Below are 22,962 nucleotides of genomic sequence, written 5' to 3' on the forward strand. Positions count from 1 at the left end.
CCTGTGAAGCTAGAGAGTCGGCAAGCCCTCTATTCTCTGGCAAAACGCAATTGCCCTGGCGGACCCGGTTTCACCGCTGAGCGCCGCCGCCGGCGCGGCCGCGCTCAGGCAGCGGCCGCGGCAGGACGGACCGGCCTGGCCTCGCGGATCGGCAGGTGGACCAGCGCCGCGCCGACGGCCAGCACGACGTCGATGTACCAGACCCAGTCGTAGTTGCCGGTCGCTTCGAACACCTTGCCGCCCAGCCAGGCGCCGAGGAAGCCGCCGACCTGGTGGGTGAGCATCACGATGCCGAACAGCGTCGCCATGTTGGCCGGGCCGAAGAACTTGGCGACCAGGCCCGCCGTCGGCGGCACCGTGGACAGGAAGGTCAGGCCCATCACGGCCGCGAACACCAGCAGCACCGGCCCGGTCTTGGGCGCGGCCAGGAACACCAGCACGGCGATGGCGCGCGACGCATAGACCAGCGACAGCAGCGACTTCATCCGCCAGCGCCCGATCGCCCAGCCCATCGACACGCTGCCGACGATGTTGAACAGCCCGATCATCGCCAGCGACCAGCCGGCCCATTGGGTCGGCAGGCCGCAGGAGGCGATCACGCCCGGCAGGTGGGTGGCCAGAAACGCCACGTGGAAACCGCAGACGAAGAAGCCCGCCCCCAGCATCAGGTAGCTGGGATTGCGCAGCGCCTCGCGGATCGCTTCGCGGGTGCCGATCACTTTCTGCCCCACCGGTGCGGCCTGCAGCGAGTTGCCCTTGAGCAGGAACGCCGCCGGCAGGCACAGCAGCACCAGCAGGCCCATCACCTGCATCGCGGTGGCCCAGCCCACGCCGATCATCAGCGCCGCGGCCACCGGTGCCATCACGAACTGCCCGAAGGAACCGCCCGCATTGACGATGCCCACGGCCAGCCCGCGCCGCTGCGGCGGGATCAGCCGCGTGGTGGCCGCCATCAGCACGGCGGGACCCGCCATGCCGGCGCCGCCCGCCGACAGCACGCCGATGGCCAGGATCAGGCCCCAGGTGGTCGTCATCAGCGGCGTGATGAAGGTGCCCAGCGCCACCAGGATGGCGCCGGCGAACAGCACGCGGCCGGCGCCGACCTTGTCGGCCATCGCGCCGGCGAAGGGCTGCGTCAGGCCCCACCAGAGCTGGCCGAAGGCGAAGGCCAGGCTGATGCTGCCCAGGCCCAGGCCGGTCGACGTGTTCAGCGGCGACAGGAACAGGCCCATGGTCTGCCGCGTGCCCATCGTCAGCGCGAAGGTGCCGGCCGCGGCCACCAGCACCAGCCACATTGCGGTGCGCCGCGGCGCCGTGCTTGCGTCATGCATCGTCTTCTCCATCGGACAAGGGGGACAGCAATTCCATACTTTCGTCGATCAGCGCGTGCAGCGCCAGCACGCGCTCCACGCCCAGCGTCCGGTTGATACCCTCCTGCGCCGTGCGCCAGCGCCGCTGCGCCTCCTGGCGCTTGTCGCGGCCGGCCGGCGTGATGTTGACCAGCCGGCTGCGGCCGTCGGCGCCGGCGTCCAGCGTGACCCAGCCGGCATCGATCAGCGGCCGCAGGTTGCGGGTCAGCGTGGAGGCATCGATCTTCATCGCGCGCGCCAGATCGCCCGGCCGCACCGGCGCCAGCTTGAGCACGTGCGACAGCAGCGAATACTGCGTGCCCTTCAGGCCGGTCTTGCCGACCTCGGCGTCGTAGCGCTGCGCCACCCGGCGCATCAGCTGGCGCAGCTTGATGTTGGTGCAGCCCTGCGGCTTGACAGCGTGGTCCATGCCGATTATTGTAGCTGCAACTATTGCATATGCAAGTGATACAGCACAGGAGCGCAAAGATGAGCGAACACGGCAACCAGCTGCAGGCCTGGCTGGACGAGGAACGGGAGGTCCAGGCGCGGCTGGACGCGGGCGCCGGACCCGGCGTGGTCACGCCGCAGCAGCTGGCGGGACGCAGCGGGCTGGACCTGATGCAGGCGATGCTGCGCGGCGAACTGCCCTACCCGCCGATCGCCCGCACGCTGTCGTTCCAGCTGCTGGAAGTGGACGAGGGACGGGCGCTGTTCCAGGGCACGCCGGGGCCGGACCACCTCAACCCGATGGGCGGCATCCACGGCGGCTGGTACGCGACGCTGCTCGATTCCGCGCTGGGCTGCGCGGTCCACACCATGATGCCGCCCGGCCGCGGCTACACCACGGCGGAACTGGGCGTGAACCTGGTGCGCGCCATCGGCAGCAAGGCGCCGCGGGTGCGCGCCGAAGGCAAGGTGGTCCACTGCGGCCGCCAGCTCGCCACGGCGCAAGCGCGCCTGTACGGACCCGATGGCACGCTGTACGCGCATGCCACCACCACCTGCCTGGTGTTCGAGCTGCGCTGAGGGCAGTCGGCAACAGCGAGAGCGGTCCCGCAGCCGCATCAGCTGCAGGATCCGCCGCCGCTTCAGTCGAACGCGAAGGTGTAGATCAGGTCCACCGCGGTGCGCTCGCCGGCGCGGGCGCGCAGCGTGAGGCGGCGCGAGATGTCGTAGAAGATGTTGAGCGTGCCCAGCGCGCCGCCCAGGCTGCTTTCGTAGGAGGCGTAGAAGTCGCGGGCGAAGCGCTTGCCAAGCGTCACGACCGCGCCGGCGGTGTCGTCGCGGTGCACCGACAGTTCGTCCAGCCCGAACTTGCCGGCGATGCCGCCGGAGTTGGTGCCGCCGCGCCGGCTGTTCAGCAGCGCCAGCGCCGCCTGCTGCAGCAACGCGGATTCGGCGCCGCCGCTGGCCGCCGGCTTGCCCGTGACCAGCCACGACAGGGCCTCGGCATCGGCCAGCTGCGGCTCCGAATACAGCCGCACGAACGGCGCCTGCGCCGAGCCGGTGACCAGCACGCCGACCTTCTGGTCCAGCCGCGGCCGGACCGCCAGGATGTCGAGCGCCGGGTTGTCGAGCGGGCCGGTGAAGCGCAGCACCCCGCGCTCGATCTCCAGCCGCTGGCCGTAGGCGCGGTATTCGCCGTCGACGGCGCGGATCGTCCCTTCCAGCCGCGGCGCCGTCAATGACACGCCGCTCAGCGCCAGCGTGCCGGCCAGCCGGGTGTCGATGCCGCGGCCGCTCAGGCGGAAGTCGCTGCCCAGGTCCACCTGCACCGCCACGTCCAGCGGCCGCCGCGGCGGACCGGTGTCCGGCTTCTTCTGCTTGCGCTGTTCCGAGGTCGGCGCGACCCCCGGCGAGTTGCGCACCACCACGTCCTGCCCCAGCTTGGGCGGCGTCTCGTCGGGGATGACGATCCGGGCCTGGTCCACCGACAGCTTGCCGCGGATGGTTCCGCCCTTGGGCGTGAGGGTAGCGGCCAGCTTGCCCGAGACGGTCAGCTCGCGGTCGCTGCGGATGCTGGCGCGCAGCTTGTTCAATTCCACGCTGGCCTGCAGCTGCGGCGCACCGTCTTCCCAGCGGCCCTCGCCGCTGGCCACCAGGCTGCCGCCGGCGCCGCCCTGGCCGGCGCCGTGCAGCACGAATTCCTCCACCACCAGCTGCTGGCCCTGCAGCCGCGCCTTGAGCGATCCGTTGCGCAGCTCGACGCCGTCGACCACCGAGCGCAGCGCCAGTTCGTCAGCCCGCAGGCTGCCGGCGAACTGCGGATCGGTGCGCGAGCCGCTGACCGACAGGTCCGCCACCAGCGCGCCGCGCAGCCGCCAGCCGGGCGGCGCCAGCAGCGACCAGACCGCCAGCCGCGGCAGCTGCGCCTGCAGCTTGCCGGCCAGCTGCGCGTCCTGCGGCCACAGCCAGCCGGCCGGGCCGCCGCGCACCAGCCGCGTCTGCGCGGTTGCATGGGCGGTGCCGGCCCGTTCGCTGTCCCACTCCAGGCCCAGCGTCATCGCGCCGTCGCGGCCCTGCAGCGTCAGCGTCGCGGTGCGCACGCCGGCCGCCACCCGCGTGGTCGCGCCCTCGGCGTTTTCCACCTGCACCGTGATGTCGCCGGAACTGCGCGCCAGGCTGGCGTCCAGCCGCATGCCGGCGCCCAGCTGCGCGTTCCAGCGGGCGTCGAACACCAGGTTGCCGGTGAGCGCCGAGCCGGCCAGTTGCGGCCCACCCGCCAGTTCGACCCAGGCCATCGGCAAGCCGGTCAGGCGGCCGGCGGTCTGCAGTTCGCCGCCGCCCCAGCGCACCGGATCCCAGGCCAGCAGCGCGGTGCCGGCGGCCGGCCCCGGCGCGGTCAGCACGGCCTGCCCGGCGGCCACTTCCAGCCGGCCGGCACGCCAGAGCGCATCGACGCCGCCTTGCGCGTCGGCCCGCCACTGCCCCGGGCCGATCGCCGGGTCCTGCACCGACAGCTTGAGCGTCGCCAGCTTGGCCCGCCAGGCGCCACCCGACCGGCCGCCGCGACCGGCCGCGTCCAGCGCGAGCCGGCGCTGGCCCTGCTGCGCCTTCGCCTGCAGCACCAGCGCCGCATCGGCCAGGCGGCCGTCGACCACCACGCGCGTCTCGCGCAGGGTCCAGGTCGGCGAGCCGGCGGCCGCGCTCGACGCCTGCAAGGTGAGCAGCGGCGATGTGAGCGCGCCCTGCACCGCCGGGTCCTTCCAGCCGCCCTGCCACTTGCCGTCCAGCGTGGCCTGGCCGCCGGCGCGCCAGGCGCCCAGCGCCGCCGGCACGAAGGGCAAGCCCTGCAGCCAGCGCTGCGCCAGCGCGAGATTGCCGGCCTGCAGGTTCAGCGTGCCGTGGCCGCGGGTCTCGGCGATCTCGCCGTCGGCCCGGGCCTGCAGCCCCGGCGCCTGCAGCTGCAGCTTGCCGCTGCCGGAGCGGGCGGCGGGCCGCGCCGTCAGTGCGCCCTGCAGCAGCGCGTCGCTGGTGCGCAGCCGCAGCGCCGGCAATTCGAGCACGCCCTCGGACCAGTTGCCCTGCGCCGTCAGCTCGCGCAGGTCCAGCGGCGCCACGCCCGCGGCCAGCTTGGCAGGACGCGCCGGGCCGTCGGCCGTCAGTGCCGCATCGAAGGCGATCCCCTTGCCCTGCTGGCGCAACTGCAACTTGCCACCAAGCGAACTGGCCGCGAGCTTGCTGTGCAGCGCCGCGGGATTGACGTTGCGGATGCTGCCGTCGGCGGTCCAGCCGTCGCCGGACCAGCGGCCCTCGGCCTGCACGCTGCCGCCGCCCATGCCCGCCTGCAGGCTGCGCACCAGCGCCACGCCGCCGCGCCACTGGCCCTGCGCCTTGAGCTGGTCCAGCGGCAGCCGGCCGCTGTCCCACGGACCGGGAATGGCATTGCGCAGGTCGGCCTGCAGCGCCCAGGTGGCGCTGCCGGCGGGCTGCACCTGCAGGTCGCCGGACAGCTGCGTCTGCGGCGCCTGCGCCCAGAAGGCGTGCAGGTCGATCGCCTGCAGCCGCGCCTGCGCCTGCGGCAGCGGCTGCGGCGCCCACGGCGTGACGACGGCGGTGACCGTCGCGCCGGGCGCAGGTGACGGCTGCGTCGCAGTTGCGGCCACCAGTCCCACCCGCGCCTGCGCGACCAGCTTCTCCAGTGGACCGCTGGCGCTGGCGCTGAAGGCCAGCGGCAGGCTGGCGGTGCTGCCCGGCACCGAGGTCGTCACCGTACCCTGCAGCTGCGCATCGACCTTCATCGGGGCCTGGCTGCCGACCGCGGCCCGGCCGCTGTACTGGCCCGAGCCTACCGTCAGCGCGCTGATCCGCAACTGGTGGCCGCCGCCCGAAAACAGGTAGTCGCCGGCCAGCCCGCTGGCCTCCAGCTTGGTGGCGCCGTCCCACTGCAGGCGGCCGATCGTGACCTTGTCCAGCGTCAGCCGCAGGCCCGGGTCCAGCGAAGCGGGAGGCCTGGGCGGCTGGCCGGTCGGCGGGCGCCGGTCGGTGACTTTCACGCTGGCGGCGCTGAGCCTGGGCAGCCGCAGTTCGCCGGCCAGCAGGAACTGCGGGCTCCATTGCACGGCGAGGTCGCCGGCCTCCACCTTCAGCCCGTCGCGCTCCCACACCAGCCGCTGGATCCGCAGCCCCGAGCGCAGCGAGCCGCTGACGCCCTCGGCCACCACCGGCTGCCAGCGGCCAACGCGCTCCAGCGCCCAGGCCAGCGAGCCCTCGGTGCCGGACCACCACCACAGGCCGCCGGACAGCAGCACCAGCACCATGAGCACGACCAGCAGCCCGATCGCGAGCGCCCTGGCGGTGGCGGCAAGCAGGCGACTCAAAACTGGAACCCCACCGACAGGTGCAGCCGCAGCTTGCGCGGCTTCAGGCCGTAGGCGATCGCGCCCTGCACCGGGCCGATCGGGCTGCGCCAGCGCACGCCGGTGCCGACGCCGACCACCGCCCGCAATTCGCTCACCCGGTTGGCGACGGCGCCGGCATCGACGAACAGCAGGCTGTCGAATTCGCTGTCCACGCCGCCGCGCCGGATCGGCCGCTGCCACTCGACGCTGCCCACCGCCAGGTAGCGGCCCGGGCCGACGTCGCCGTTGGGCAGCGCCACGCCGATGTCGCGAAAGCCGTAGCCGCGCACCGTGGTGTCGCCGCCGGTGCGAAACAGCTGCGTCGCCGGCAACTGCGCCGACGGCCGCGCCAGCACCGCGCCGCCCTCGGCGCGCAGCTGCAGCCGCCCGCGCGTCAGCGGCCGCAGCCACAGCCAGCGCACCAGCGTGCGCTGGAACGGTGCGCGGTCCGAGCCCAGGGTGAGACCGCCGCCCAGCTCGACGCCGACGCCGAAGCCCGAACTGGCGGTCGGCAGGCTGTCGAAATAGCGGCCGGTCCAGACGTAGTTCATGCTCAGCGCCGAGCCGGCGCCGGACTCCGCGCTGCTCAGGGGCAGGCCGGTGGCGCTGGTCACGCTGGCGCTGTCGTATTGCAGGTAGACGTTGCGGTCGATGTGGTCCTGCGAGCGGAAGCGGCCGAAGCGCAGCCGCCGGCCCTGCGTCACCAGGTCGCCGTCCTCCAGCCGCTCGGCGCGCCCCAGCACGCTCCAGCGCCAGCCGGACTCGTCCGGAATGGCGGTCCACTCGCTCTGCAGGTACGGCACCTTGCGATCGAGCTGCAGCGAGGTGGTCGCGCGCCAGCCGATGCCCGGCACCCGGTTGTGCGTGTGCTCCAGCGACAGCCGCGGGCCGGCATCGGTGGTGATGCCGGCGCCCAGCACCACCTTCTGCAGCTTGGCCTCGCGCACCGTGATCTGCACCGGCACTGCCGCCGGATCGGCTTCCGGGTCGACGAAGATGAAGGCCGAGTCGTAGTAGCCGCTGCCGGTCAGGCGCAGCTGGGCCTGCACCAGCTGGTCGCGGTCGTATTCGCTGCCGGGCGCCAGCCGGGCGAAGCGCGGCACCAGCCGCGGGTCGTAGCGCTCCACTCCCGTCACCTGCTGCTGGCCCAGCCGGAACACCGGGCCGGAATCGAGCTTCAGTCCCAGCCCGACCCGATGCGTGGCGGCGTCCACGTCGGCCAGGCTCTCGCTGATGCGGCCGGCCAGGAAGCGCTTGGCCGCCAGCCGGCGCAGCGCCTGCGCCTTGGCGTCGTCCCAGCCGCCCTGGGTGAAGCCCTGGCCGGTCGGCAGGCCCCAGCCGCTGCGGATGCCCTCGCGCTGCCGGACCGTGTCGGCGTCGGTGGCCGTCGCGATCGCGCCGTCGAAGCCGATGTCGACCGCGCCGACCACCGTCTTCTCGCCCAGCGCCACCTCGACCACCAGCCGCGGACGGGTCCCGGCCTCGCGCCGGATCGTCACCGTGGGCGTGAAATAGCCGAGCGTGCCCAGCAGCTCGCGGGCGTCGCGCTCGGCCAGCATCGCCAGCCGGGCCAGCTCGGCTTCATCCAGGTCCGGCACCTCGCGGTAGCGGCGCAGGTCGAGGTGGCGCTCCAGCAGGTCCTTGGCCGGCGCCGGCGCGCGGATCTCCAGGTCGAAGGACGGGCCGGGCGCCGGCTCGGCCTGGGCCCGCGCGGCCGCCGGCACCAGCGAGGCGGCCAGCAGCAGGCAGGCCGACAGGCAGGATCGAAGAAAGGGACCGGGCATGCAGGAGTGTCGCTTGTGTCGGTGGGGCCCGCGGAATCATGGGGGAGTTCGCAGCCGGACCGTGTAGGCGCAGTCCGATAGTGCGGATAATGGCGCCATGAGATTCCTCCACACCATGCTGCGGGTCGGCGACCTGCAACGCTCGATCGACTTCTACACCCGGGTGCTGGGCATGAAGCTGCTGCGCACCACCGAGCGGCCCGAGCAGAAATACTCGCTGGCCTTCGTCGGCTACGGCAGCAATCCCGAGCAGGCCGAGATCGAGCTGACCTACAACCACGGCGTGGCGAGCTACGAGCTGGGCACGGCCTACGGCCACGTCGCGCTGGGCGTGGCGGACGTGTACGCGGCCTGCGACAAGATCCGCGCCGGCGGCGGCAACGTCACCCGCGAGCCGGGCCCGGTCAAGGGCGGCGACACCGTGATCGCCTTCGTCACCGACCCCGACGGCTACAAGATCGAGCTGATCGAGCGCAAGGGCGAGGCCGGCTGAAGGCTCAGCGGCCCGGGGGGCCGCCGCGGTGCAGTTGCTCGCGCTGCTGGGGCGTGAGGACGGCGTCGACGCGCTTCTGGGCTTCCAGCGAATTGACGAACATCTGCTTGCGCAGGTCGGCCATCGCGTCGTAGTTCCTGCGCGCGGCCTGTTCGTCGAAGCGGCCGGCCGGCCCGTCCATGGAGCGCCAGCCGATTTCCTGCATCTGCTGCATCAGCGCAAACTGCTTGGGCGTGAATTCGCGCTGGATCGCGGCGATCTTCTCGCGCTGCTCGGCGCTGAGGTCGGACACAGCGGCGCTGCAGCCGCCCGGTCCGTAGCCCTGCATCATTCCAGCGCCCGGGCCGAAGCCGCCGCCCATCATCCCGGGGCCCATGCCCCAGCCAGGTCCGGGACCGTAGCCGCCGGGGCCATAGCCGCCCATCATGCCGGGACCCATCATCGGATAGCCGCCCGGGCCCCAGTTGCCGCCCATCATGCCGGGGCCGCCATAGGGCTGGCCGCAGGCCGACGCACCCAGGACCAGGCCGGCCGCGACCGCCAACAGTGCTCGCTTCATGAATCTCTCCTTGAGGAACGCGATGCCCCAGCTTAGGCATCTGCATCCGAAGCGGGTTTGCGCGAGGTCAAGCCCCGCGCAACTGCACGGCCGCCCGCGCCAGCTGCGTGATGCGCGCCCAGTCGCCGCCGGCCACCGCATCGGCCGGCGTCAGCCACGAGCCGCCGACGCAGGCCACGTTGGACAGCGCCAGCAACTCATGCGCATTGGCCGCCGTCACGCCGCCGGTGGGACAGAAGCGCACGTCGCCGAAGGGCCCCTGCCAGGCCTTGAGCATGGCGGCGCCGCCGGCCTGCAGCGCCGGAAAGAACTTCAGCTGCGAATAGCCGTCTTCCTGCGCCGCCAGGATCTCGCTGCCGGTGGCCACGCCGGGCAGCAGCGGCAGGCCCAGCTCGTGGCAGGCCTTGCCGATGGCATGGGTGTAGCCGGGGCTGACGGCGAAGCGCGCGCCGGCCATGGCCGCCGCCTGCGCATCGGCGGAACTGCGCACCGTGCCGGCGCCGACCAGCGCCTGCGGCACGTCGCGGGCGATGCGCTCGATGCAGGCCAGCGCCACCGGCGTGCGCAGCGTCACTTCCAGCATGCGGATGCCGCCGGCCACCAGGGCCCGGGCCAGCGGCACCGCGTGCGCGATGTCCGCCAGCACGATCACCGGGATCACCGGCGCATCGGTCATCACCTGCAGCGCGGTGAGGGCTTCAACAGGCCTGTCCCGAGCTTCGTCGACGGGCTCAGCCCGAACGGTGGGATTTACAGCCATGTGCAGGCTCCTTCTTCTGCCAGCAGCGCGTCGCGCCGGAATGCGCCGAACAGTTCGCGGCCCATGCCCTGCGCGTTGGCCGCGCGCAAGGCCTCGGGCATGGGCTGCGTCTCGCGCGCCTGCCACTCGGCCGGCGGCACCAGCGCCTGCAGCGTGCCGGCGTCGGCGTCCAGCCGCACGACGTCGCCATTGCGCAGCTTGGCCAGCGGGCCGCCGGCCGCCGCTTCCGGCGACACGTGGATCGCCGCCGGCACCTTGCCCGAGGCGCCGCTCATGCGGCCGTCCGTGACCAGCGCCACCCGGAAGCCCTGCCCCTGCAGCACCGCCAGCGGCGGCGTCAGCTTGTGCAGTTCCGGCATGCCGTTGGCCTGCGGCCCCTGCCAGCGCACCACGCAGACCAGGCCCTGGGCAGCGCTGGCGCTGCAGGCGCGCTCCAGTTCGCCGGCCGTGAACGCCTTGAGCAGTTCGTCCTGGCTGTCGAAGACGCGGGCCGGCGCCTCGATCACATGGCGGTCCTGCGGCACCGCCGACACCTTGATCACGCTGCGGCCCAGGTTGCCGGTCAGCAGCTTCAGCCCGCCGCTGGCGCTGAACGGATCGCCGGCCGGCCGCACCACGCCGGTCTCGCGCGAGGGGCCGATCTCGGTCCACTGCAGTTCCCCACCCTCGTCCTTGCCCGGCAGGTCGGGCAGCAGCACCGGCTCGCGCGTGTATTCGCGGATGCCGCCTGCGCGCACCGTCAGCACGTCCTCGTGCATCAGGCCGGCGTCCAGCAGTTCGCGGATGACGAAGCCCGGCCCGCCGGCGGCCTGGAACTCGTTGACGTCGGCGCTGCCGTTCGGATAGACGCGCGCCAGCAGCGGCACCGCCGCCGACAGCTGCGCGAAGTCGTCCCAGTCGATCGCGATGCCGGCCGAGCGGGCCACCGCCACCCAGTGGATCAGGTGGTTGGTGGAGCCGCCGGTGGCCAGCAGCGCGCACATCGCGTTGACGATCGCGCGCTCGTCCACCAGCCGGCCGATCGGCGTGAAGCGCTGGCCCGTCCTGACGATGCCCAGCACGGTGCGCGCCGCCTCGCGCGTGAGCTGTTCGCGCAGCTCGTTGCCGGGATTGACGAAGGCGGTGCCGGGCACGTGCAGGCCCATCGCTTCCAGCAGCATCTGGTTGCTGTTGGCGGTGCCGTAGAAGGTGCAGGTGCCGGGCGCGTGGTAGGCCTCCTGTTCCGCCTTGAGCAACTCGGCGCGGCCAACCTTGCCTTGCGCCGCCAGCTCGCGCACCTTGGACTTCTCGTTGTTCGACAGGCCGCTGGTCATCGGGCCGGCCGGCACGAACACGGTGGGCAGGTGGCCGAAGTGCAGCGCGCCGATCAGCAGGCCCGGCACGATCTTGTCGCACACGCCCAGCATCAGCGCGGCGTCGAACACGTCGTGGCTCAGCGACACGGCGGTGGCCATCGCGATGACGTCGCGGCTGAACAGGCTCAGCTCCATCGCCGGCGTGCCCTGCGTCACGCCGTCGCACATCGCCGGCACGCCGCCGGCCACCTGCGCGGTGGCGCCATGGCGGCGCGCCTCGTCCTTGATGAGGGCGGGATAGGCGCCCAGCGGCGTGTGCGCCGACAGCATGTCGTTGTAGGCGTTGACGATCGCGATGTTGGGCGCGCGCTCGGCCACCACCCTGAACTTGTCGTTGGCCGGCAGGCCGGCGAAGGCATGGGCGACGTTGGCGCAGCCGAGCCGGTCGGCGCCGCGGTCGCGCGCCGCCATCCGGTCGACCAGGGCGAGGTAGGCGCGGCGGGCCGGTTCGCTGCGCTTGCGGATGCGGTCGGTGACGGCCGCCAGCGCGGGATGGAGTTGCATGCGGATGGTCTCCAGAGTCGGATTCCGATCCTACCCCGCGCATCGGGGGCGCGGTTACAAGGCGGTTACCGCGATTTGAAGGCGGACATCCGGACGCAGAAGACGCAGAAGCAACGCAGAAATCGCAAAAAAGACAGAGTAAGGAGGAAGACGAGCGCCCCTGCTCATCCACATTTCTTGTCTCCCCCTTCTGCGTCTTCTGCGTTGCTTCTGCGCCTTCTGCGTCCTTGCCCCCGCTCCCTGTCCCCGGCTTCCTGTCCCCGCTTCCTGTCCCGGCATTCAAGACGTGGGTAAAGTCGAGGCATGAGCGAGAGCGTGAAGCCGCTGCGCGACCCGCAGCCCCTGCTGGAGAAAGCCCTGCGCGACTGGGGCGGCCACAGCGACCTGTGGATCTTCGGCTATGCATCGCTGATCTGGCGGCCGGAGTTCGACTACGCCGAGCGGCGCCCGGCCCGCGTGCACGGCTGGCACCGGGCGCTCAAGATGTGGAGCCGCATCAACCGCGGCACGCCGGAGTGCCCGGGCCTGGTGTTCGGCATGCTGTCGGGCGGCAGCTGCCAGGGCATGGTGTTCCGCATCCCGAAGAGCCAGGGCCGCGACACGCTGGGCCGGCTGTGGCAACGCGAGATGGTCACCGCCGTCTACGACCCCAAGTTCCTGGCCTGCCACACCACCCACGGGCCGGTGCGGGCGCTGGCCTTCACGCTGTCGCGCAAGAGCCCCAGCCACACCGGGATGCTGAGCGAGGACGAGTACCGGCGCATCTTCGCGACCGCCACCGGCATCTACGGCACCACCCTGGACTACGTGCAGGCGACGCTGGACGAACTGCGGCGCCACAACATCCGCGACCGCCAGCTCGAACGGCTGCTGCACGCTGCGCGCCACAAGGGCTGAACCTCAGCGGCCGGCCAGCAACCGTTCGGCCCGCGCCAGGTCCGGCAGCGTGTCGATGTCGGCGACGATGCCCGGGTCCTGCAGCTCCAGCTCCAGCGCGCGGTCCGCCATCCGCTGCGCCCGCACCACCAGCGCCGCGCCCTGCGCGCCGCTCAGCAGCAGCAGGTCCTGCAGGCAGTGCGCGGCGAAGCCGACCGGATGCCCCTGCATGCCCTGGTACATGGGCAGCACGACGCCGTGGGAAGCCAGCGCGGCCGCCACGCTGCGCAGGCTCTCGGCGCGCACCAGCGGCAGGTCGCCCGGCAGCACCAGCCAGCCGCCGGCGTCGCGGGTGGCGCGCACGCCGGCGGCGATCGAATCGCCCATGCCCTCGTGCCCGGCGTCCTCCACATGCCAGCGCAGCCCGCTGTCGCGCACCGCTTCCAGCGTGTGCTGCAGCACCGGCTTGCCGGCCAGCAGCGCCTGCAGCTTGGAGCCGCGCCCGCCGGAGGCGACGAAGCGCTCGCCCCGGCCCGAGGCCAGCACGATCACCGCCGGCCCGGCGTCGGCGCTCACGCCGCGCGGATCGCCTCGGCCGTCATCGGCAGCTGGCGCACCCGCTTGCCGGTGAGCGTCGCGACCGCGTTGGCGATTGCCGGCACGACCACCGCCGTCGCCGGTTCGCCGATGCCGCCCGGCTTCTCGCTGCTGTCGACCAGGATGATGTCGATGGCCGGCGCTTCGTTCATCCGCACCACCGGGAATTGGTGGAAGTTGGTCTGCTGCACCCGGCCCTTGTCCAGCGTGATCTCCTGCATCAGCGCGGCGCCCATCCCGAACGCGACACTGGACTGGATCTGCGCTTCCACCGTGTCCGGGTTGACCATGCGGCCGACGTCGGCGGCGACGGTGACGCGATGCACCTTCACCGCGCCGTCCACCAGGCTGACCTCGGCCACCTGCGCCATGTAGGTGTCATAGCCTTCCATCAGTGCAATGCCGCGGGCGCGGCCCGCCGGCAGCGGCGTGCCCCAGCCGGCCTTGTCGGCCGCCAGCTTGAGCACGTTGGCGAAGCGCGGCTGCGAGCCCAGCATCGACATCCGGTAGGCGTACGGGTCCTGGCCCGCCTCCTTGGCCAGTTCGTCGACGAAGCTCTCGTTGGCAAACGCGTTGAGCAGGTGGCTGACCGAGCGCCAGTAACCGACTCGCAGGCCGGAATCGTGCTTGACGTAGTCGTGCTGCAGCGCCGGGATGGCATACGGCGCCAGCGCCGCCTCCGTCATCAGCGGATCGTTCATCTGCGGCGGCAGCCCGAACACCCGGCCGGTGACCGATTGCGAGGTCATGCGGAAGGTCATCGCCGTGGGCTTGCCGTCGGCGCCCAGCGCGGCGGCCATCTTGTGCAGCGCCTGCGGCCGGTAGAAGTCGTGCGTCATGTCGTCCTCGCGCGACCACACCAGCTTGACCGGCCGGTTGATCGCCTTGGAGATCTGCGCCGCCTGCACGATGAAGTCCAGGTCGATGCGGCGGCCGAAACCGCCGCCCAGGAAGGTGGTCTGCACCGCCACGTCCTGGGGCTGCATGCCGACCGCGGCCGCGACCGCGCCCTGCGCGCCGTCCTGCCATTGTGTCGGGCCGATCAGCAGCATCTTGCCGCCGGCGTAGGAGGCCGTGAAATTCATCGGCTCCAGCGGCGAGTGCGACAGCAGCTGGCTCACGTACTCGCGCCGGACCACCCGCGGCGAAGCGGCGATCACCGCCTGCGCGTCGCCGACCTTCTTGATCGGCAGGGGCGTGCCCGACACGGAGGCCGCGCGGATGCCTTCCAGCATGCTCTTGTTGTTCAACGCGGCACCGGCGCCTTCGTCCCAGACGATGGCCAGCTGCTTGCGCGCCTGGTTGGCGCGCCACCAGCTGTCGGCGACGACCGCGATGCCGTCCGGGATCTGCACCACCGCGACCACGCCGGGCATCCGCCTGGCCTTCTCCGCGTCGAAGCTCCTGACCGTGCCGCCGATCACCGGGCACTGCTCGAGCGCCGCGTAGACCATCCCCGGCAGCTTGACGTCGATGCCGTATTCGGCGGTGCCGTTGGTCTTCGCGGGGGTGTCGAGCCGGGGGGTGCGCTTGCCGACGATGCGGAACTGCGACGGGTCCTTGAGCGCGACCTTCTCCGGCACCGGCAGCTTCGACGCCGCCTGCGCCAGTTCGCCATAGGTGGCCTGGCGGCCGTTCGGCCCCAGCACCATGCCGTTGTCGGCGCGCAGCTGGCTGCGGTCCACGTTCCATTTGGTCGCAGCGGCGCTGATCAGCATTTCCCGGACCTGGGCCCCGGCGGTGCGCAGCTTCTCCCAGCCGTCGCGCACCGAGGTCGAGCCGCCGGTCAGCTGCGGCCCGCCCAACAGCGCGTTGCCGTACAGCGCCTTGTCGGGCGGCGCCATCGCCACCTTGATGCGGCGGATGTCCACGTTCAGTTCCTCGGCGATCAGCATCGGCATCGAGGTGTAGACCCCTTGCCCCATCTCGGAGCGGGCCGAGATCAGCGTGATGGTGTTGTCGTCGCCGATGTGGACCCAGGCATTGGGCGTGTAGAGCGTGCCGGCGGCGGCGGCATCCTTGATCGCCGGCACCGAGAAGCCGACCAGCAATCCGCCGGAGACGACGGCGGCGGTCTTGATGAAATCGCGCCTGGAGCTTTGTGCGATGGTGTTCATGATGTGCTCCTTATGCACGCATTGCGGCGGCGGCGTCTTTGATGGCGGCGCGGATGCGCGGATAGGTTCCGCAGCGGCAGATGTTGCCGCTCATGGCAGCGTCGATATCGGCATCGCTCGGATTCTTGTTCTTCGCCAGCAGCGCCGTCGCACTCATCAGCTGGCCCGACTGGCAGTAGCCGCACTGCGGCACGTCGTGCTTGATCCAGGCGACCTGCAGCGGATGCGAGTTGTCGCGCGGCAGGCTTTCGATGGTGTTGACCTTCTGGCCCTGCACCGCCGACAGCGGGGTCTGGCAGGAGCGCACCGGCGCGCCGTTGAGGTGCACGGTGCAGGCGCCGCACAAGGCCATGCCGCAGCCGAACTTGGTGCCGGTCAGCCCCAGCTCGTCGCGGACCACCCACAGCAGGGGGGTGTCCGGCTCCGCCTCGGCGGACACGCTCTTTCCATTCAGGTTGAAGTTCACGCTCATCTTGCTCTCCTTTGTTGGGCGCGGTTGGTTTCGACAGCCGAGGCTAGGCGGTTGCCGGGAAATGTTGATCGGGTAAACCCTTGACTGATGAGCCAATCGCAATTTGAGACGCGGAAACCGGAAGTACGGCCTTCCATATACTGGGCCAATGACGACGACGGACATCTCCCAGCTGCGCAAAAGCTACGAACGCGCCGAACTGAGCGAGGAGGCGTCGCGCGCGGACCCGCTCGACCAGTTCGGCCAGTGGCTGCAGGAAGCGATCCAGGCGCAGGTGCCCGAACCCAACGCGATGACGCTGGCCACCGTCGGCAGCGACCTGCGCCCCAGCACCCGGATCGTGCTGGTCAAGGGCTACGACGCCGCCGGCATCGTCTTCTTCACCAACTACGAGAGCCGCAAGGGCCTGGAGCTGGCCGGCAACCCATATGCCGCGCTGCAGTTCCACTGGGTCGAACTGGAGCGGGTGGTGCGCATCGAGGGCGTCGTGGAAAAGACCTCGGCCGCCGAGAGCGACGCCTACTACGCCAGCCGGCCGCTGGATTCGCGCATCGGCGCCTGGGCCAGCCCGCAGAGCCAGGTGATCCCGGGCCGGGCCACCCTGGTGGCCAACGCGGCGAAGTACGGCGCCCAGTTCATGCTCAACCCGCCGCGGCCGCCGCACTGGGGCGGCTACCGGCTGGTGCCGGACGAATGGCAGTTCTGGCAGGGACGCAAGAGCCGGCTGCACGACCGCCTGCGCTACAGCCAGCGCGATGGCCAGTGGCTGCGCGAGCGGCTGGCGCCCTGACGCAATCCAACACACACGCTGCCGCCGGGCAAGGGGCAAAATCGGCCGTCCATGTTCCAGGGAATGCAATGAAACCGATCTCAGTCCACGTCGTCGACATCGCCAACGGCGTCGTCGCCCGCGGCATGCGCGTGCAGGTGGTCAGCCTCGATGCCGGGGGCGAGACCGTGCTGGAAGGCACGGTGGGCAACAACGGGCTGGTGGAAGACCTGGACCGGCCCGACCGCATTCCGCCCGGCCAGTACGAGCTGCGGCTGCACGTCGCGCAGTATTACCGCGACCGCGGCACCGTGCTTCCCGAGCTGCCCTTCATGGACGTGCAGGTGTTCCGCTTCGGCATGTTCGACGGCCGCCAGCACTACCACCTGCCGGTCAAGCTCTCGCCCTGGGGCATGAGCCTGTTCCGCGGCGCCTAGCGACGGCCGGGCGGGCTCAGGCGTCCGCCGCGTAGCTCAGCTGCCCGTCGACGATGCGCGCCGGCGAGGTGAACGGATGCACCGTGCTGTGGGTGGCGTCCAGGATGTGGACCACCTCGATGCCGCGCGCGAGCAGCACGTCGGCGATCAGCGAGCGATGGCAGCGCCACCAGAGCACCTCGGCGCACATCAGCGCGACGCGCCGGTGCGCCGCGAACGCCAGCAGTTCGGCCAGGCCTTCGGCGAACTCGCTGCTGGCCAGGTAGTCGGCGTAGCCGCGGAACGAGGCGCTGCGCCAGCCCGTGTTCGGGGAATCGGGCTGCACCCGGCGCCGGCCGCCGAGCCGGGGCAGCCACTGGTAGGCGATGCCATGCGCGGGCAGGCTCTGCTCCAGCGCGTCGCGCGCGAACTGCGGATGGCGCCGCGAACCGGGAAAGCGCCGCACGTCGGCCACGCCCTCGATCCGGTAGTGATCGAGCAGGCCCAGCAATTCCTCCAGCGCACGCGTGGAATGGCCGATGGTCCAGACCGTGGCCACGCCGCCGGTGTCATCTGCCATGGCTCATCCGATCCGGTGCAGTGCAGCGCCCTTGTGCAGGGCCACGTGATCGCTCTTGTCGCTGCGGATTTCGTACTGGGGATCGGCCGGGGTGCAGCGATGGATGTGGCCCTTGTAGTCGGTGTCGCTGGTGTGAACCTTCACGATCCGGCCCGTCACGTGCCCCGCCTCCGAATTCCAGCGGACATGGTCGCCGACCTTGAATTCATGCGCCACGATGGCCTGCGCCGCTAGCTCTTCACCAGATCGGCGAAGGTCTTGCGGAACTTCGCCACCTTGGGCGCCGCGACCGCAACGCAGTAACCCTGGTAGGGGTTCTTCTCGAAGAAGTCCTGGTGGTACTCCTCGGCCGGCGAGTAGTTGGCCAGCGGCAGCACCTCGGTGACGATCGGCTTGCCCAACAGGTTGTCCCTGGCCATTTCGGCGATCAGGTCCTGCGCGACCTGCTGCTGCTCCGGCGTCGTGTAGTAGATGCCGCTGCGGTACTGGGTGCCGCTGTCGTTGCCCTGGCGGTTCAGCGTGGTCGGGTCATGGACCACGAAGAAGATCTCAAGGATCTGCCTGGTGCTGATCTGCTGCGGGTCGTAGCTGAGCTTGACCACCTCGTTGTGGCCGGTGGTGCCGGTGCAGACCTGCTCGTAGCTGGGCCGCTGCGTGTGGCCGTTGCTGTAGCCGGACTCCACATCGGTGATGCCGCGCACCTTCACGTACACCGCCTCGGTGCACCAGAAGCAGCCGCCGCCCAGCACGATGGTTTCGCTTGCGCTCATGGGAAATCTCCATCGAAAGGATCGCCATGTTACGCCGCGATCGCGCGCTCCGTCCGCACTTCAGTTGCGGCGGCCGGCCTTGCTCTTGGAGCCGCGCATCGGGCCCACGGCGCGTCGCATGATGCGCAGCAAGACCAGCATCACGACCGCTCCGGCGATCGCCATGCCCAGCGAACTCAGGCGGAAATCCTTGTCGTTCACGACCCCCTTGGCGCTGATCATCGCGGCCACGAAGTCGCCGCCGATGAAGGCACCGAACATGCCGACCAGGACGTTCTCGATCATGACGATGCGCCCCTGGGCCGCCACCATGAACGAAGCGGCGGCGCCGATCAGTGCGCCGACCGCGCACCAGATGAATGGATTGATACCTTGCTCCTTGAGACCGGACCATCATGCGCCCAATCGCCGGCGCCGGCCGCGGCCGGGTCAATGCCCTTCGTATTGGCGACCGGCGGCAAGCAGTTCGGGGGTGCCGATCAGGCCGTTGAGGCCGTCGAAATCGAGCATCCGCGCCTGCCAGGGCGCGGTGGTGCCGTGCTGGCGCAGGCTGGCGTAATACCCCTGCAGCGTGTGGGCCACGGCGCGAGCGGTGCCACCGGGGAAGATGACGATGCGAAAGCCGCGCCGCCCCAGCTCGCCGGCATCCTGCACCGGCGTCTTGCCGCCTTCCACCATGTTGGCCAGCAGCGGCACCCGCTGGCCGAAGCGGGTGCATGCAGCGTCCATCTGCTGCGGCGTGCGCAGCGCCTCGATGAACAGGGCGTCCACCCCGCACTCGAGGTAGCACTCGGCGCGCTCCAGCGCCGCGTCCAGGCCCTCCACCGCCACGGCGTCGGTGCGCGCCAGGATCAGCGTGTCCGCCGAACGGCGCGCATCCAGCGCGGCGCGCAGCTTGCCCTGCATCTCGGCCACCGGCACCACGCCCTTGCCGTCCAGGTGACCGCAGCGCTTGGGAAAGGTCTGGTCCTCCAGCTGGATCATGGCGGCGCCGGCGCGCTCGAACTCGCGCACCGTCCGCTGCGTGTTGAGCGCATTGCCGAAGCCGGTGTCGGCGTCCACGATCACCGGCACCCGCACGCGCTCGGTGACCAGTGACAGCGTCTGCGCCACCTCGGTGGCGGTGGTCAGGCCGATGTCGGAGCGACCCAGCCGCGTGTACGCGATCGAGGCGCCCGAGAGGTACAGCGCCTCGAAGCCGGCCTGTTCCGCCACCAGCGCGCTGAGCGCGTCGTAGATGCCGGGCGCCAGCAGCGCGCCGGGTTGCGTGAGTCGTTGTTTCAGGGTCATGACGTTTCCTTGGCCAGTTGGGTGGCGAGCGTGGCGGCGGCGATGGCGCCGCCGGCGATGGCGCTGAGCAGGCCGTTGCCGGACAGGTAGCCCCAGACGGCATTGCCGGAGACGCCGCGGGCCGCGCCGCCGGCCGCCAGCAGGTTGGGCCAGGGCGTGCCGTCCTGCCGCAGCACGCGGCACTGCGCGTCGATGTCCAGGCCGCCCTGGGTGTGGAACAGAGCGCCGGTCACCTTCACGGCGCAATACGGCGCCGCCAGCCGCGTGCCGGCCAGCGTGTGGGCCAGCACCGGCGCCTCGCAGCCGATCAGCGCGGCCAGCGCCGCAACGTCCGCCGCGTGGCGCACGGCGCCGGCAGCCTCGGCGGCGACGAAGTCCGGAAAGCCGCGCGCAAATTCGAGCAGCGCGGTGTCGAACACGTTCCAGGCGATGCCGCCCGGCTGCGCCAGCACGTCCACCGCCGCTTCCGAATAGCCCTGCTTCTCGTCGTGGAAGCGCTCGCCGCGCACATTGACCTGGACCGCGCCTTCCATCATCAGGGCCCACGACACCAGCACGCCGTGCGGCACCGCCCAGGAACCGTGGCCCTGGTAGCCGCCCAGGTCGGCCAGCCGGGCGGCGAGCGCGCGGCCCCAGGCGATCGCGCTGCCGTCGTTGCCGCCGTGGCCGGCAAAGGTGGCGTCCTGCATCTCGGGCAACAGCTCGCGCACCAGCGCCGGGTTGCCGCCGAAGCCGTTGCACGCCAGCAGCACGGCGTCGCAGCGCAGCCGCTCGATGCTGCCGTCGGGGCGCTGGTAGCCCACGCCCGTCGCGCGGCCGGCGTCGACCCACAGCTCGCGCACCAGCGCGTCGCCCAGGATGGTGAGGCCGGCATCGGCGGCGGCGCGCAGCAGCCGGTCCATCAGCGCCGCGCCGGTCTTTTCCGGCACCGCATGCATCCGCAAGGCGCTGTGCCCGGGATACAGGAAGCCTTCCAGCAACTCGAACACCAGGCCATGGCGCTGCGCCAGCGCGTCGAGCGCCGGCCCGATCGCCGCGGCGTATGCATCGACCAGATGCGGCGCCGCCGTGCCGTGCGCCTTGGCCTGGATGTCGCGCGCGAACTGCTGCGCCGAATCCTCGATGCCGCGCGCCGCCTGCACGCGGGTGCCGGGCGCCGGAATGAAGCCGGACGACAACGCGGTGGAGCCGGACGGCGACGCGTCGCGCTCCAGCAGCACGCACTCGATGCCGGCGTCGGCCAGCAGCAGCGCCGCCGTCAGGCCGCAGGCGCCGGCGCCGACGACGGCCACCGGGATGTGGGGAGCGTCGGCAGGCGGAGTGCCGGCGCAGATGACCGGATTCATGGGCGGCACTTCGATCCTTCGACAGGCTCAGGACAGGCTCAGGACAGGCTCAGGACAGGCTCAGGACAGGCTTAGCTCAGTGCGAACGGGTTTCTAATTCACGCCGTCGGCCGGAACAGGTATTCGCCGCGCGGCTTGCCGATCACGTTGCCGTCCTGGTAGATCAGCTGGCCGCGCAGGAAGGTTTCCTCCACCCGCGCCGACAGCTCCATCCCCTCGAAGGGCGTGTAGCCCTGGGTCGATGGCGAGCCCTTGGCCGAGATGGTCCAGGTTTTGGCCGGGTCGACCAGCGCCAGGTCGGCGTCGAAGCCCTCCGCGATGTCGCCCTTGCTGTTCAGGCCATAGCGCTGGGCCGGGTTCCAGCTGGTCACTTTGGCCATGTGGTTGTAGCCCATGCCGCGGCGCGTGCCTTCGCTGACCAGCGCCGGCAGCAGGTACTCGGTGCCGCCAAAGCCGCTCTTGGCCATCCAGATGTTGCCGAAGTAGCGCTTGGGGATCTTCATCTCGTGGCGGCAGCAGGCGTGGTCGCTCACCACCCAGTCCAGTTCGCCGGCCAGCAGCGCGTCCCACAGGAATTCGACGTCCTCGCGCGGGCGGATCGGCGGATTGACCTTGGCCAGTTCCGCCGCCTTGCTGGTGATGTCCAGCATCAGGTGGCCGATGGTGACCTCGCGCTTGAAGTCGATGTGCGGAAAGATCTCCGACATCATGATCGCCGCCTGCACCGCCTTGCGCGACGACAGGTGCAGCAGGTTGATGTTGGGCAGCGCCGTCTCGTTGGCCAGGTAGCTGGCGATGAACACCGCCAGGCCCTCCGAATGCTGGGGCCGCGACGCGCTGTAGGCGGCCAGGCCCTTCATCGACTTGTCCTTCTGCACGATCTTGGTGTACGCCGTCATGATCTCGGCGGTCTCGCAGTGCAGCGACAGCGAGATCTGGGAAGCGCGCTCGGGCATCTTCTCGCGCGCCGCCTGGATCGCGCGCATCACGAACTCGAAGTGGGCGTAATCGTAGCGCTCGTCCTTGCCGATCATCAGGAAATCGCGCTGGCTGTCGCTGGCGCCGTGCAGGCCGTGCGAGCCGTAGAACATGAAGATCTTGAAGCTGGCGACGCCGAACTTCTCGATCAGCATCTCGATCTCGCCGTTGTGCACGCTGTCCATCGGCGCCAGGTGGAAGCCGTAGTCGACATGGAAGCGGCCCTTTGAGGTCTTGAGCACCTCGGGATAGAACTTCTTGTACGGCCCGCCCTTGTTCAGGTAGTACTGGCCGGTGCGGAAGTAGTTCAGGCTGGAGGTGACGCCGCCCATGGCCGCGGCCTTGCTCTCGCTGACCGCGTCCTCGTCCAGCGGCGAATAGATGCCGCTGTGCATGTGGGCGTCCACCACGCCGGGAAAGGCCAGCCGGCCCTGGCCGTCGTGCACGGTTTTCGCCAGCGTGACGTCGATGCCCGGCGCGACCTTGGCGAACTTGCCGCCGGCGATCGCGATGTCGCCCTCGTGCACGGTGTTGCCGTTGGGCCGCACCACGCGCACGTTCTTGATCAGGAGGTCGTAGGGTCTGGTGCTCATGAAGGTGTCCTCGGTTGGAAGCGTTGTTGCAGCTGGGCCAGCAGGCCGCCGGCCTCGACCATGTCCAGCAGGAAGTCGGGAATCGGTTCGGTCGCCAGCGCCTGGCCGCCGGCGCGCACGATGCGCCCGGCGCGGGCGTCGAAGGCGATGCGTTCGCCCTCGGTGATCTGTTCGGCCTGCGCGCAGGTGAGCAGCAGCAGGCCGACGTTGAATGCATTGCGGAAATACAGGCCGCTGTAGGAAGGCGCGATCACGGCAGCGATGCCCAGCTGCACCAGCACCGCCGCGGCCTGCTCGCGCGACGAGCCGATGCCGAAGTTGGGGCCGGCGGCGATCACGTCGCCTGCTTGCACGCTGGCCGCGAATTCCGGCCGCACCGATTCCAGGCAGTGCCTGGCGATGACGTCGATGCCGTGCTTCATGGCGTGGCCCGGCGCCAGCACGTCGGTGTCCACGTCGGCGCCGAGCCGCCAGACCCGCGCCCCGGAGGAGGAACTGCTGCCCATCGCC

23 protein-coding genes are annotated in these 22,962 nt (G+C 71.0%); 5 read left to right on the forward strand and 18 right to left on the reverse strand.

The features are described 5' to 3' along the window. Positions 1-104: 104 nt before the first annotated feature. A complete protein-coding gene (locus tag ACFPOE_RS10805) occupies positions 105-1,331 on the reverse strand; it encodes an MFS transporter (protein ID WP_376850090.1) in 1,227 nt (408 codons plus the stop codon). Further along, positions 1,324-1,779 (reverse strand): MarR family winged helix-turn-helix transcriptional regulator, encoded by a 456-nt coding sequence (locus ACFPOE_RS10810; protein WP_376850091.1) that lies wholly within the window; start codon positions 1,777-1,779, stop codon positions 1,324-1,326. The genes ACFPOE_RS10805 and ACFPOE_RS10810 overlap by 8 nt, the downstream gene beginning before the upstream one ends. 59 nt (positions 1,780-1,838) lie before the next feature. Here ACFPOE_RS10810 and ACFPOE_RS10815 point away from each other — a divergent pair, with 59 nt between their 5' ends. Beyond that, positions 1,839-2,378 (forward strand): PaaI family thioesterase, encoded by a 540-nt coding sequence (locus ACFPOE_RS10815; protein WP_376850092.1) that lies wholly within the window; start codon positions 1,839-1,841, stop codon positions 2,376-2,378. Between the two features lie 62 nt (positions 2,379-2,440). Here ACFPOE_RS10815 and ACFPOE_RS10820 read toward each other — a convergent pair whose 3' ends face one another. Together ACFPOE_RS10820 and ACFPOE_RS10825 are read right to left on the reverse strand one after the other, a co-directional pair. Further along, positions 2,441-6,172 carry a translocation/assembly module TamB domain-containing protein gene (locus tag ACFPOE_RS10820; RefSeq protein WP_376850093.1) on the reverse strand — a complete coding sequence of 1,244 codons (3,732 nt, stop codon included), beginning with the start codon at positions 6,170-6,172 and terminating at the stop codon, positions 2,441-2,443. Beyond that, positions 6,169-7,977 (reverse strand): autotransporter assembly complex protein TamA, encoded by a 1,809-nt coding sequence (locus ACFPOE_RS10825; RefSeq protein WP_376850094.1) that lies wholly within the window; start codon positions 7,975-7,977, stop codon positions 6,169-6,171. The genes ACFPOE_RS10820 and ACFPOE_RS10825 overlap by 4 nt, the downstream gene beginning before the upstream one ends. Before the next feature lie 97 nt (positions 7,978-8,074). Here ACFPOE_RS10825 and gloA point away from each other — a divergent pair, with 97 nt between their 5' ends. Next, positions 8,075-8,470 (forward strand): lactoylglutathione lyase, encoded by a 396-nt coding sequence (gloA, locus tag ACFPOE_RS10830; protein ID WP_376850095.1) that lies wholly within the window; start codon positions 8,075-8,077, stop codon positions 8,468-8,470. A 4-nt stretch (positions 8,471-8,474) separates the two neighbouring features. On the opposite strand, the gene ACFPOE_RS10835 is transcribed toward gloA, so the two are convergent. The 3 genes from ACFPOE_RS10835 to edd all read right to left on the reverse strand — a co-directional run bounded on the left by ACFPOE_RS10835 (position 8,475) and on the right by edd (position 11,648). After that, complete coding sequence (locus tag ACFPOE_RS10835; RefSeq protein WP_376850096.1) at positions 8,475-9,029, reverse strand: Spy/CpxP family protein refolding chaperone; 555 nt, start codon at positions 9,027-9,029, stop codon at positions 8,475-8,477. Positions 9,030-9,096: 67 nt separating this feature from the next. After that, complete coding sequence (gene eda, locus ACFPOE_RS10840; RefSeq protein WP_376850639.1) at positions 9,097-9,705, reverse strand: bifunctional 4-hydroxy-2-oxoglutarate aldolase/2-dehydro-3-deoxy-phosphogluconate aldolase; 609 nt, start codon at positions 9,703-9,705, stop codon at positions 9,097-9,099. Positions 9,706-9,779: 74 nt separating this feature from the next. Then, on the reverse strand, positions 9,780-11,648 hold the full coding sequence (edd, locus tag ACFPOE_RS10845; protein WP_376850097.1) for a phosphogluconate dehydratase: 1,869 nt from the start codon (positions 11,646-11,648) through the stop codon (positions 9,780-9,782). Positions 11,649-11,951: 303 nt separating this feature from the next. Here edd and ACFPOE_RS10850 point away from each other — a divergent pair, with 303 nt between their 5' ends. After that, the gene (locus ACFPOE_RS10850; RefSeq protein WP_376850098.1) at positions 11,952-12,545 is read left to right on the forward strand and encodes a gamma-glutamylcyclotransferase; all 594 of its coding nucleotides are present in this window, start codon (positions 11,952-11,954) and stop codon (positions 12,543-12,545) included. Positions 12,546-12,548: 3 nt separating this feature from the next. Here the strand turns inward: ACFPOE_RS10850 and ACFPOE_RS10855 are convergent, their stop codons facing one another. Genes ACFPOE_RS10855 through ACFPOE_RS10865 form a run of 3 tightly spaced genes read right to left on the reverse strand, consistent with a single transcriptional unit; the run spans position 12,549 to position 15,710 of the window. Beyond that, positions 12,549-13,100: a nucleotidyltransferase family protein gene (locus ACFPOE_RS10855; RefSeq protein WP_376850099.1), complete on the reverse strand. Its 552-nt coding sequence runs from the start codon at positions 13,098-13,100 to the stop codon at positions 12,549-12,551. Next, a complete protein-coding gene (locus ACFPOE_RS10860) occupies positions 13,097-15,238 on the reverse strand; it encodes a xanthine dehydrogenase family protein molybdopterin-binding subunit (protein WP_376850100.1) in 2,142 nt (713 codons plus the stop codon). Before ACFPOE_RS10860 ends, ACFPOE_RS10855 begins: the two co-directional genes overlap by 4 nt. Before the next feature lie 10 nt (positions 15,239-15,248). Beyond that, complete coding sequence (locus tag ACFPOE_RS10865) at positions 15,249-15,710, reverse strand: (2Fe-2S)-binding protein (RefSeq protein ID WP_376850101.1); 462 nt, start codon at positions 15,708-15,710, stop codon at positions 15,249-15,251. A 148-nt stretch (positions 15,711-15,858) separates the two neighbouring features. Here ACFPOE_RS10865 and pdxH point away from each other — a divergent pair, with 148 nt between their 5' ends. Together pdxH and ACFPOE_RS10875 are read left to right on the forward strand one after the other, a co-directional pair. Beyond that, a complete protein-coding gene (gene pdxH, locus ACFPOE_RS10870; protein ID WP_376850102.1) occupies positions 15,859-16,500 on the forward strand; it encodes a pyridoxamine 5'-phosphate oxidase in 642 nt (213 codons plus the stop codon). A 68-nt stretch (positions 16,501-16,568) separates the two neighbouring features. Continuing rightward, the gene (locus tag ACFPOE_RS10875) at positions 16,569-16,916 is read left to right on the forward strand and encodes a hydroxyisourate hydrolase (protein ID WP_376850103.1); all 348 of its coding nucleotides are present in this window, start codon (positions 16,569-16,571) and stop codon (positions 16,914-16,916) included. A 16-nt stretch (positions 16,917-16,932) separates the two neighbouring features. On the opposite strand, the gene ACFPOE_RS10880 is transcribed toward ACFPOE_RS10875, so the two are convergent. From ACFPOE_RS10880 to ACFPOE_RS10915, 8 genes are all read right to left on the reverse strand, one after another. Then, positions 16,933-17,475 (reverse strand): DUF488 domain-containing protein, encoded by a 543-nt coding sequence (locus ACFPOE_RS10880; RefSeq protein WP_376850104.1) that lies wholly within the window; start codon positions 17,473-17,475, stop codon positions 16,933-16,935. Between the two features lie 3 nt (positions 17,476-17,478). Continuing rightward, positions 17,479-17,691 carry a hypervirulence associated TUDOR domain-containing protein gene (locus tag ACFPOE_RS10885; RefSeq protein WP_376850105.1) on the reverse strand — a complete coding sequence of 71 codons (213 nt, stop codon included), beginning with the start codon at positions 17,689-17,691 and terminating at the stop codon, positions 17,479-17,481. Positions 17,692-17,705: 14 nt separating this feature from the next. Next, a complete protein-coding gene (gene msrA, locus ACFPOE_RS10890) occupies positions 17,706-18,245 on the reverse strand; it encodes a peptide-methionine (S)-S-oxide reductase MsrA (protein WP_376850106.1) in 540 nt (179 codons plus the stop codon). A gap of 60 nt (positions 18,246-18,305) precedes the next feature. Continuing rightward, the gene (locus ACFPOE_RS10895) at positions 18,306-18,530 is read right to left on the reverse strand and encodes a GlsB/YeaQ/YmgE family stress response membrane protein (protein ID WP_376850107.1); all 225 of its coding nucleotides are present in this window, start codon (positions 18,528-18,530) and stop codon (positions 18,306-18,308) included. Positions 18,531-18,674: 144 nt separating this feature from the next. Next, positions 18,675-19,535, reverse strand: coding sequence for an isocitrate lyase/PEP mutase family protein (locus tag ACFPOE_RS10900; protein ID WP_376850108.1), 861 nt, complete (start codon positions 19,533-19,535; stop codon positions 18,675-18,677). Next, a complete protein-coding gene (locus ACFPOE_RS10905) occupies positions 19,532-20,881 on the reverse strand; it encodes an FAD-dependent oxidoreductase (RefSeq protein WP_376850109.1) in 1,350 nt (449 codons plus the stop codon). Before ACFPOE_RS10905 ends, ACFPOE_RS10900 begins: the two co-directional genes overlap by 4 nt. Positions 20,882-20,979: 98 nt before the next feature. After that, positions 20,980-22,452 carry a dihydroorotase gene (locus ACFPOE_RS10910; protein WP_376850110.1) on the reverse strand — a complete coding sequence of 491 codons (1,473 nt, stop codon included), beginning with the start codon at positions 22,450-22,452 and terminating at the stop codon, positions 20,980-20,982. Beyond that, entirely contained in the window at positions 22,449-22,958 is a 510-nt protein-coding gene (locus tag ACFPOE_RS10915) for a LeuD/DmdB family oxidoreductase small subunit (RefSeq protein WP_376850111.1), read from the reverse strand. Before ACFPOE_RS10915 ends, ACFPOE_RS10910 begins: the two co-directional genes overlap by 4 nt. Between the last annotated feature and the right edge of the window lie 4 nt (positions 22,959-22,962).

This window comes from Caenimonas terrae (assembly GCF_042655405.1).
Taxonomy (GTDB): domain Bacteria; phylum Pseudomonadota; class Gammaproteobacteria; order Burkholderiales; family Burkholderiaceae_C; genus Ramlibacter; species Ramlibacter terrae_A.

What these genes read in the sequence shown, in the direction of transcription:
- ACFPOE_RS10805 (WP_376850090.1), bottom strand. Translation starts at nt 1,331, where the DNA reads ATGCATGACGCAAGCACGGCGCCGCGGCGCACCGCAATGTGGCTGGTG.
- ACFPOE_RS10810 (WP_376850091.1), bottom strand. Translation starts at nt 1,779, where the DNA reads ATGGACCACGCTGTCAAGCCGCAGGGCTGCACCAACATCAAGCTGCGC.
- ACFPOE_RS10815 (WP_376850092.1), top strand. Translation starts at nt 1,839, where the DNA reads ATGAGCGAACACGGCAACCAGCTGCAGGCCTGGCTGGACGAGGAACGG.
- ACFPOE_RS10825 (WP_376850094.1), bottom strand. Translation starts at nt 7,977, where the DNA reads ATGCCCGGTCCCTTTCTTCGATCCTGCCTGTCGGCCTGCCTGCTGCTG.
- gloA (WP_376850095.1), top strand. Translation starts at nt 8,075, where the DNA reads ATGAGATTCCTCCACACCATGCTGCGGGTCGGCGACCTGCAACGCTCG.
- ACFPOE_RS10835 (WP_376850096.1), bottom strand. Translation starts at nt 9,029, where the DNA reads ATGAAGCGAGCACTGTTGGCGGTCGCGGCCGGCCTGGTCCTGGGTGCG.
- eda (WP_376850639.1), bottom strand. Translation starts at nt 9,705, where the DNA reads ATGACCGATGCGCCGGTGATCCCGGTGATCGTGCTGGCGGACATCGCG.
- edd (WP_376850097.1), bottom strand. Translation starts at nt 11,648, where the DNA reads ATGCAACTCCATCCCGCGCTGGCGGCCGTCACCGACCGCATCCGCAAG.
- ACFPOE_RS10850 (WP_376850098.1), top strand. Translation starts at nt 11,952, where the DNA reads ATGAGCGAGAGCGTGAAGCCGCTGCGCGACCCGCAGCCCCTGCTGGAG.
- ACFPOE_RS10860 (WP_376850100.1), bottom strand. Translation starts at nt 15,238, where the DNA reads ATGAACACCATCGCACAAAGCTCCAGGCGCGATTTCATCAAGACCGCC.
- ACFPOE_RS10865 (WP_376850101.1), bottom strand. Translation starts at nt 15,710, where the DNA reads ATGAGCGTGAACTTCAACCTGAATGGAAAGAGCGTGTCCGCCGAGGCG.
- pdxH (WP_376850102.1), top strand. Translation starts at nt 15,859, where the DNA reads ATGACGACGACGGACATCTCCCAGCTGCGCAAAAGCTACGAACGCGCC.
- ACFPOE_RS10875 (WP_376850103.1), top strand. Translation starts at nt 16,569, where the DNA reads ATGAAACCGATCTCAGTCCACGTCGTCGACATCGCCAACGGCGTCGTC.
- ACFPOE_RS10880 (WP_376850104.1), bottom strand. Translation starts at nt 17,475, where the DNA reads ATGGCAGATGACACCGGCGGCGTGGCCACGGTCTGGACCATCGGCCAT.
- msrA (WP_376850106.1), bottom strand. Translation starts at nt 18,245, where the DNA reads ATGAGCGCAAGCGAAACCATCGTGCTGGGCGGCGGCTGCTTCTGGTGC.
- ACFPOE_RS10895 (WP_376850107.1), bottom strand. Translation starts at nt 18,530, where the DNA reads ATGATCGAGAACGTCCTGGTCGGCATGTTCGGTGCCTTCATCGGCGGC.
- ACFPOE_RS10900 (WP_376850108.1), bottom strand. Translation starts at nt 19,535, where the DNA reads ATGACCCTGAAACAACGACTCACGCAACCCGGCGCGCTGCTGGCGCCC.
- ACFPOE_RS10905 (WP_376850109.1), bottom strand. Translation starts at nt 20,881, where the DNA reads ATGAATCCGGTCATCTGCGCCGGCACTCCGCCTGCCGACGCTCCCCAC.
- ACFPOE_RS10910 (WP_376850110.1), bottom strand. Translation starts at nt 22,452, where the DNA reads ATGAGCACCAGACCCTACGACCTCCTGATCAAGAACGTGCGCGTGGTG.
- ACFPOE_RS10915 (WP_376850111.1), bottom strand. Translation starts at nt 22,958, where the DNA reads ATGGGCAGCAGTTCCTCCTCCGGGGCGCGGGTCTGGCGGCTCGGCGCC.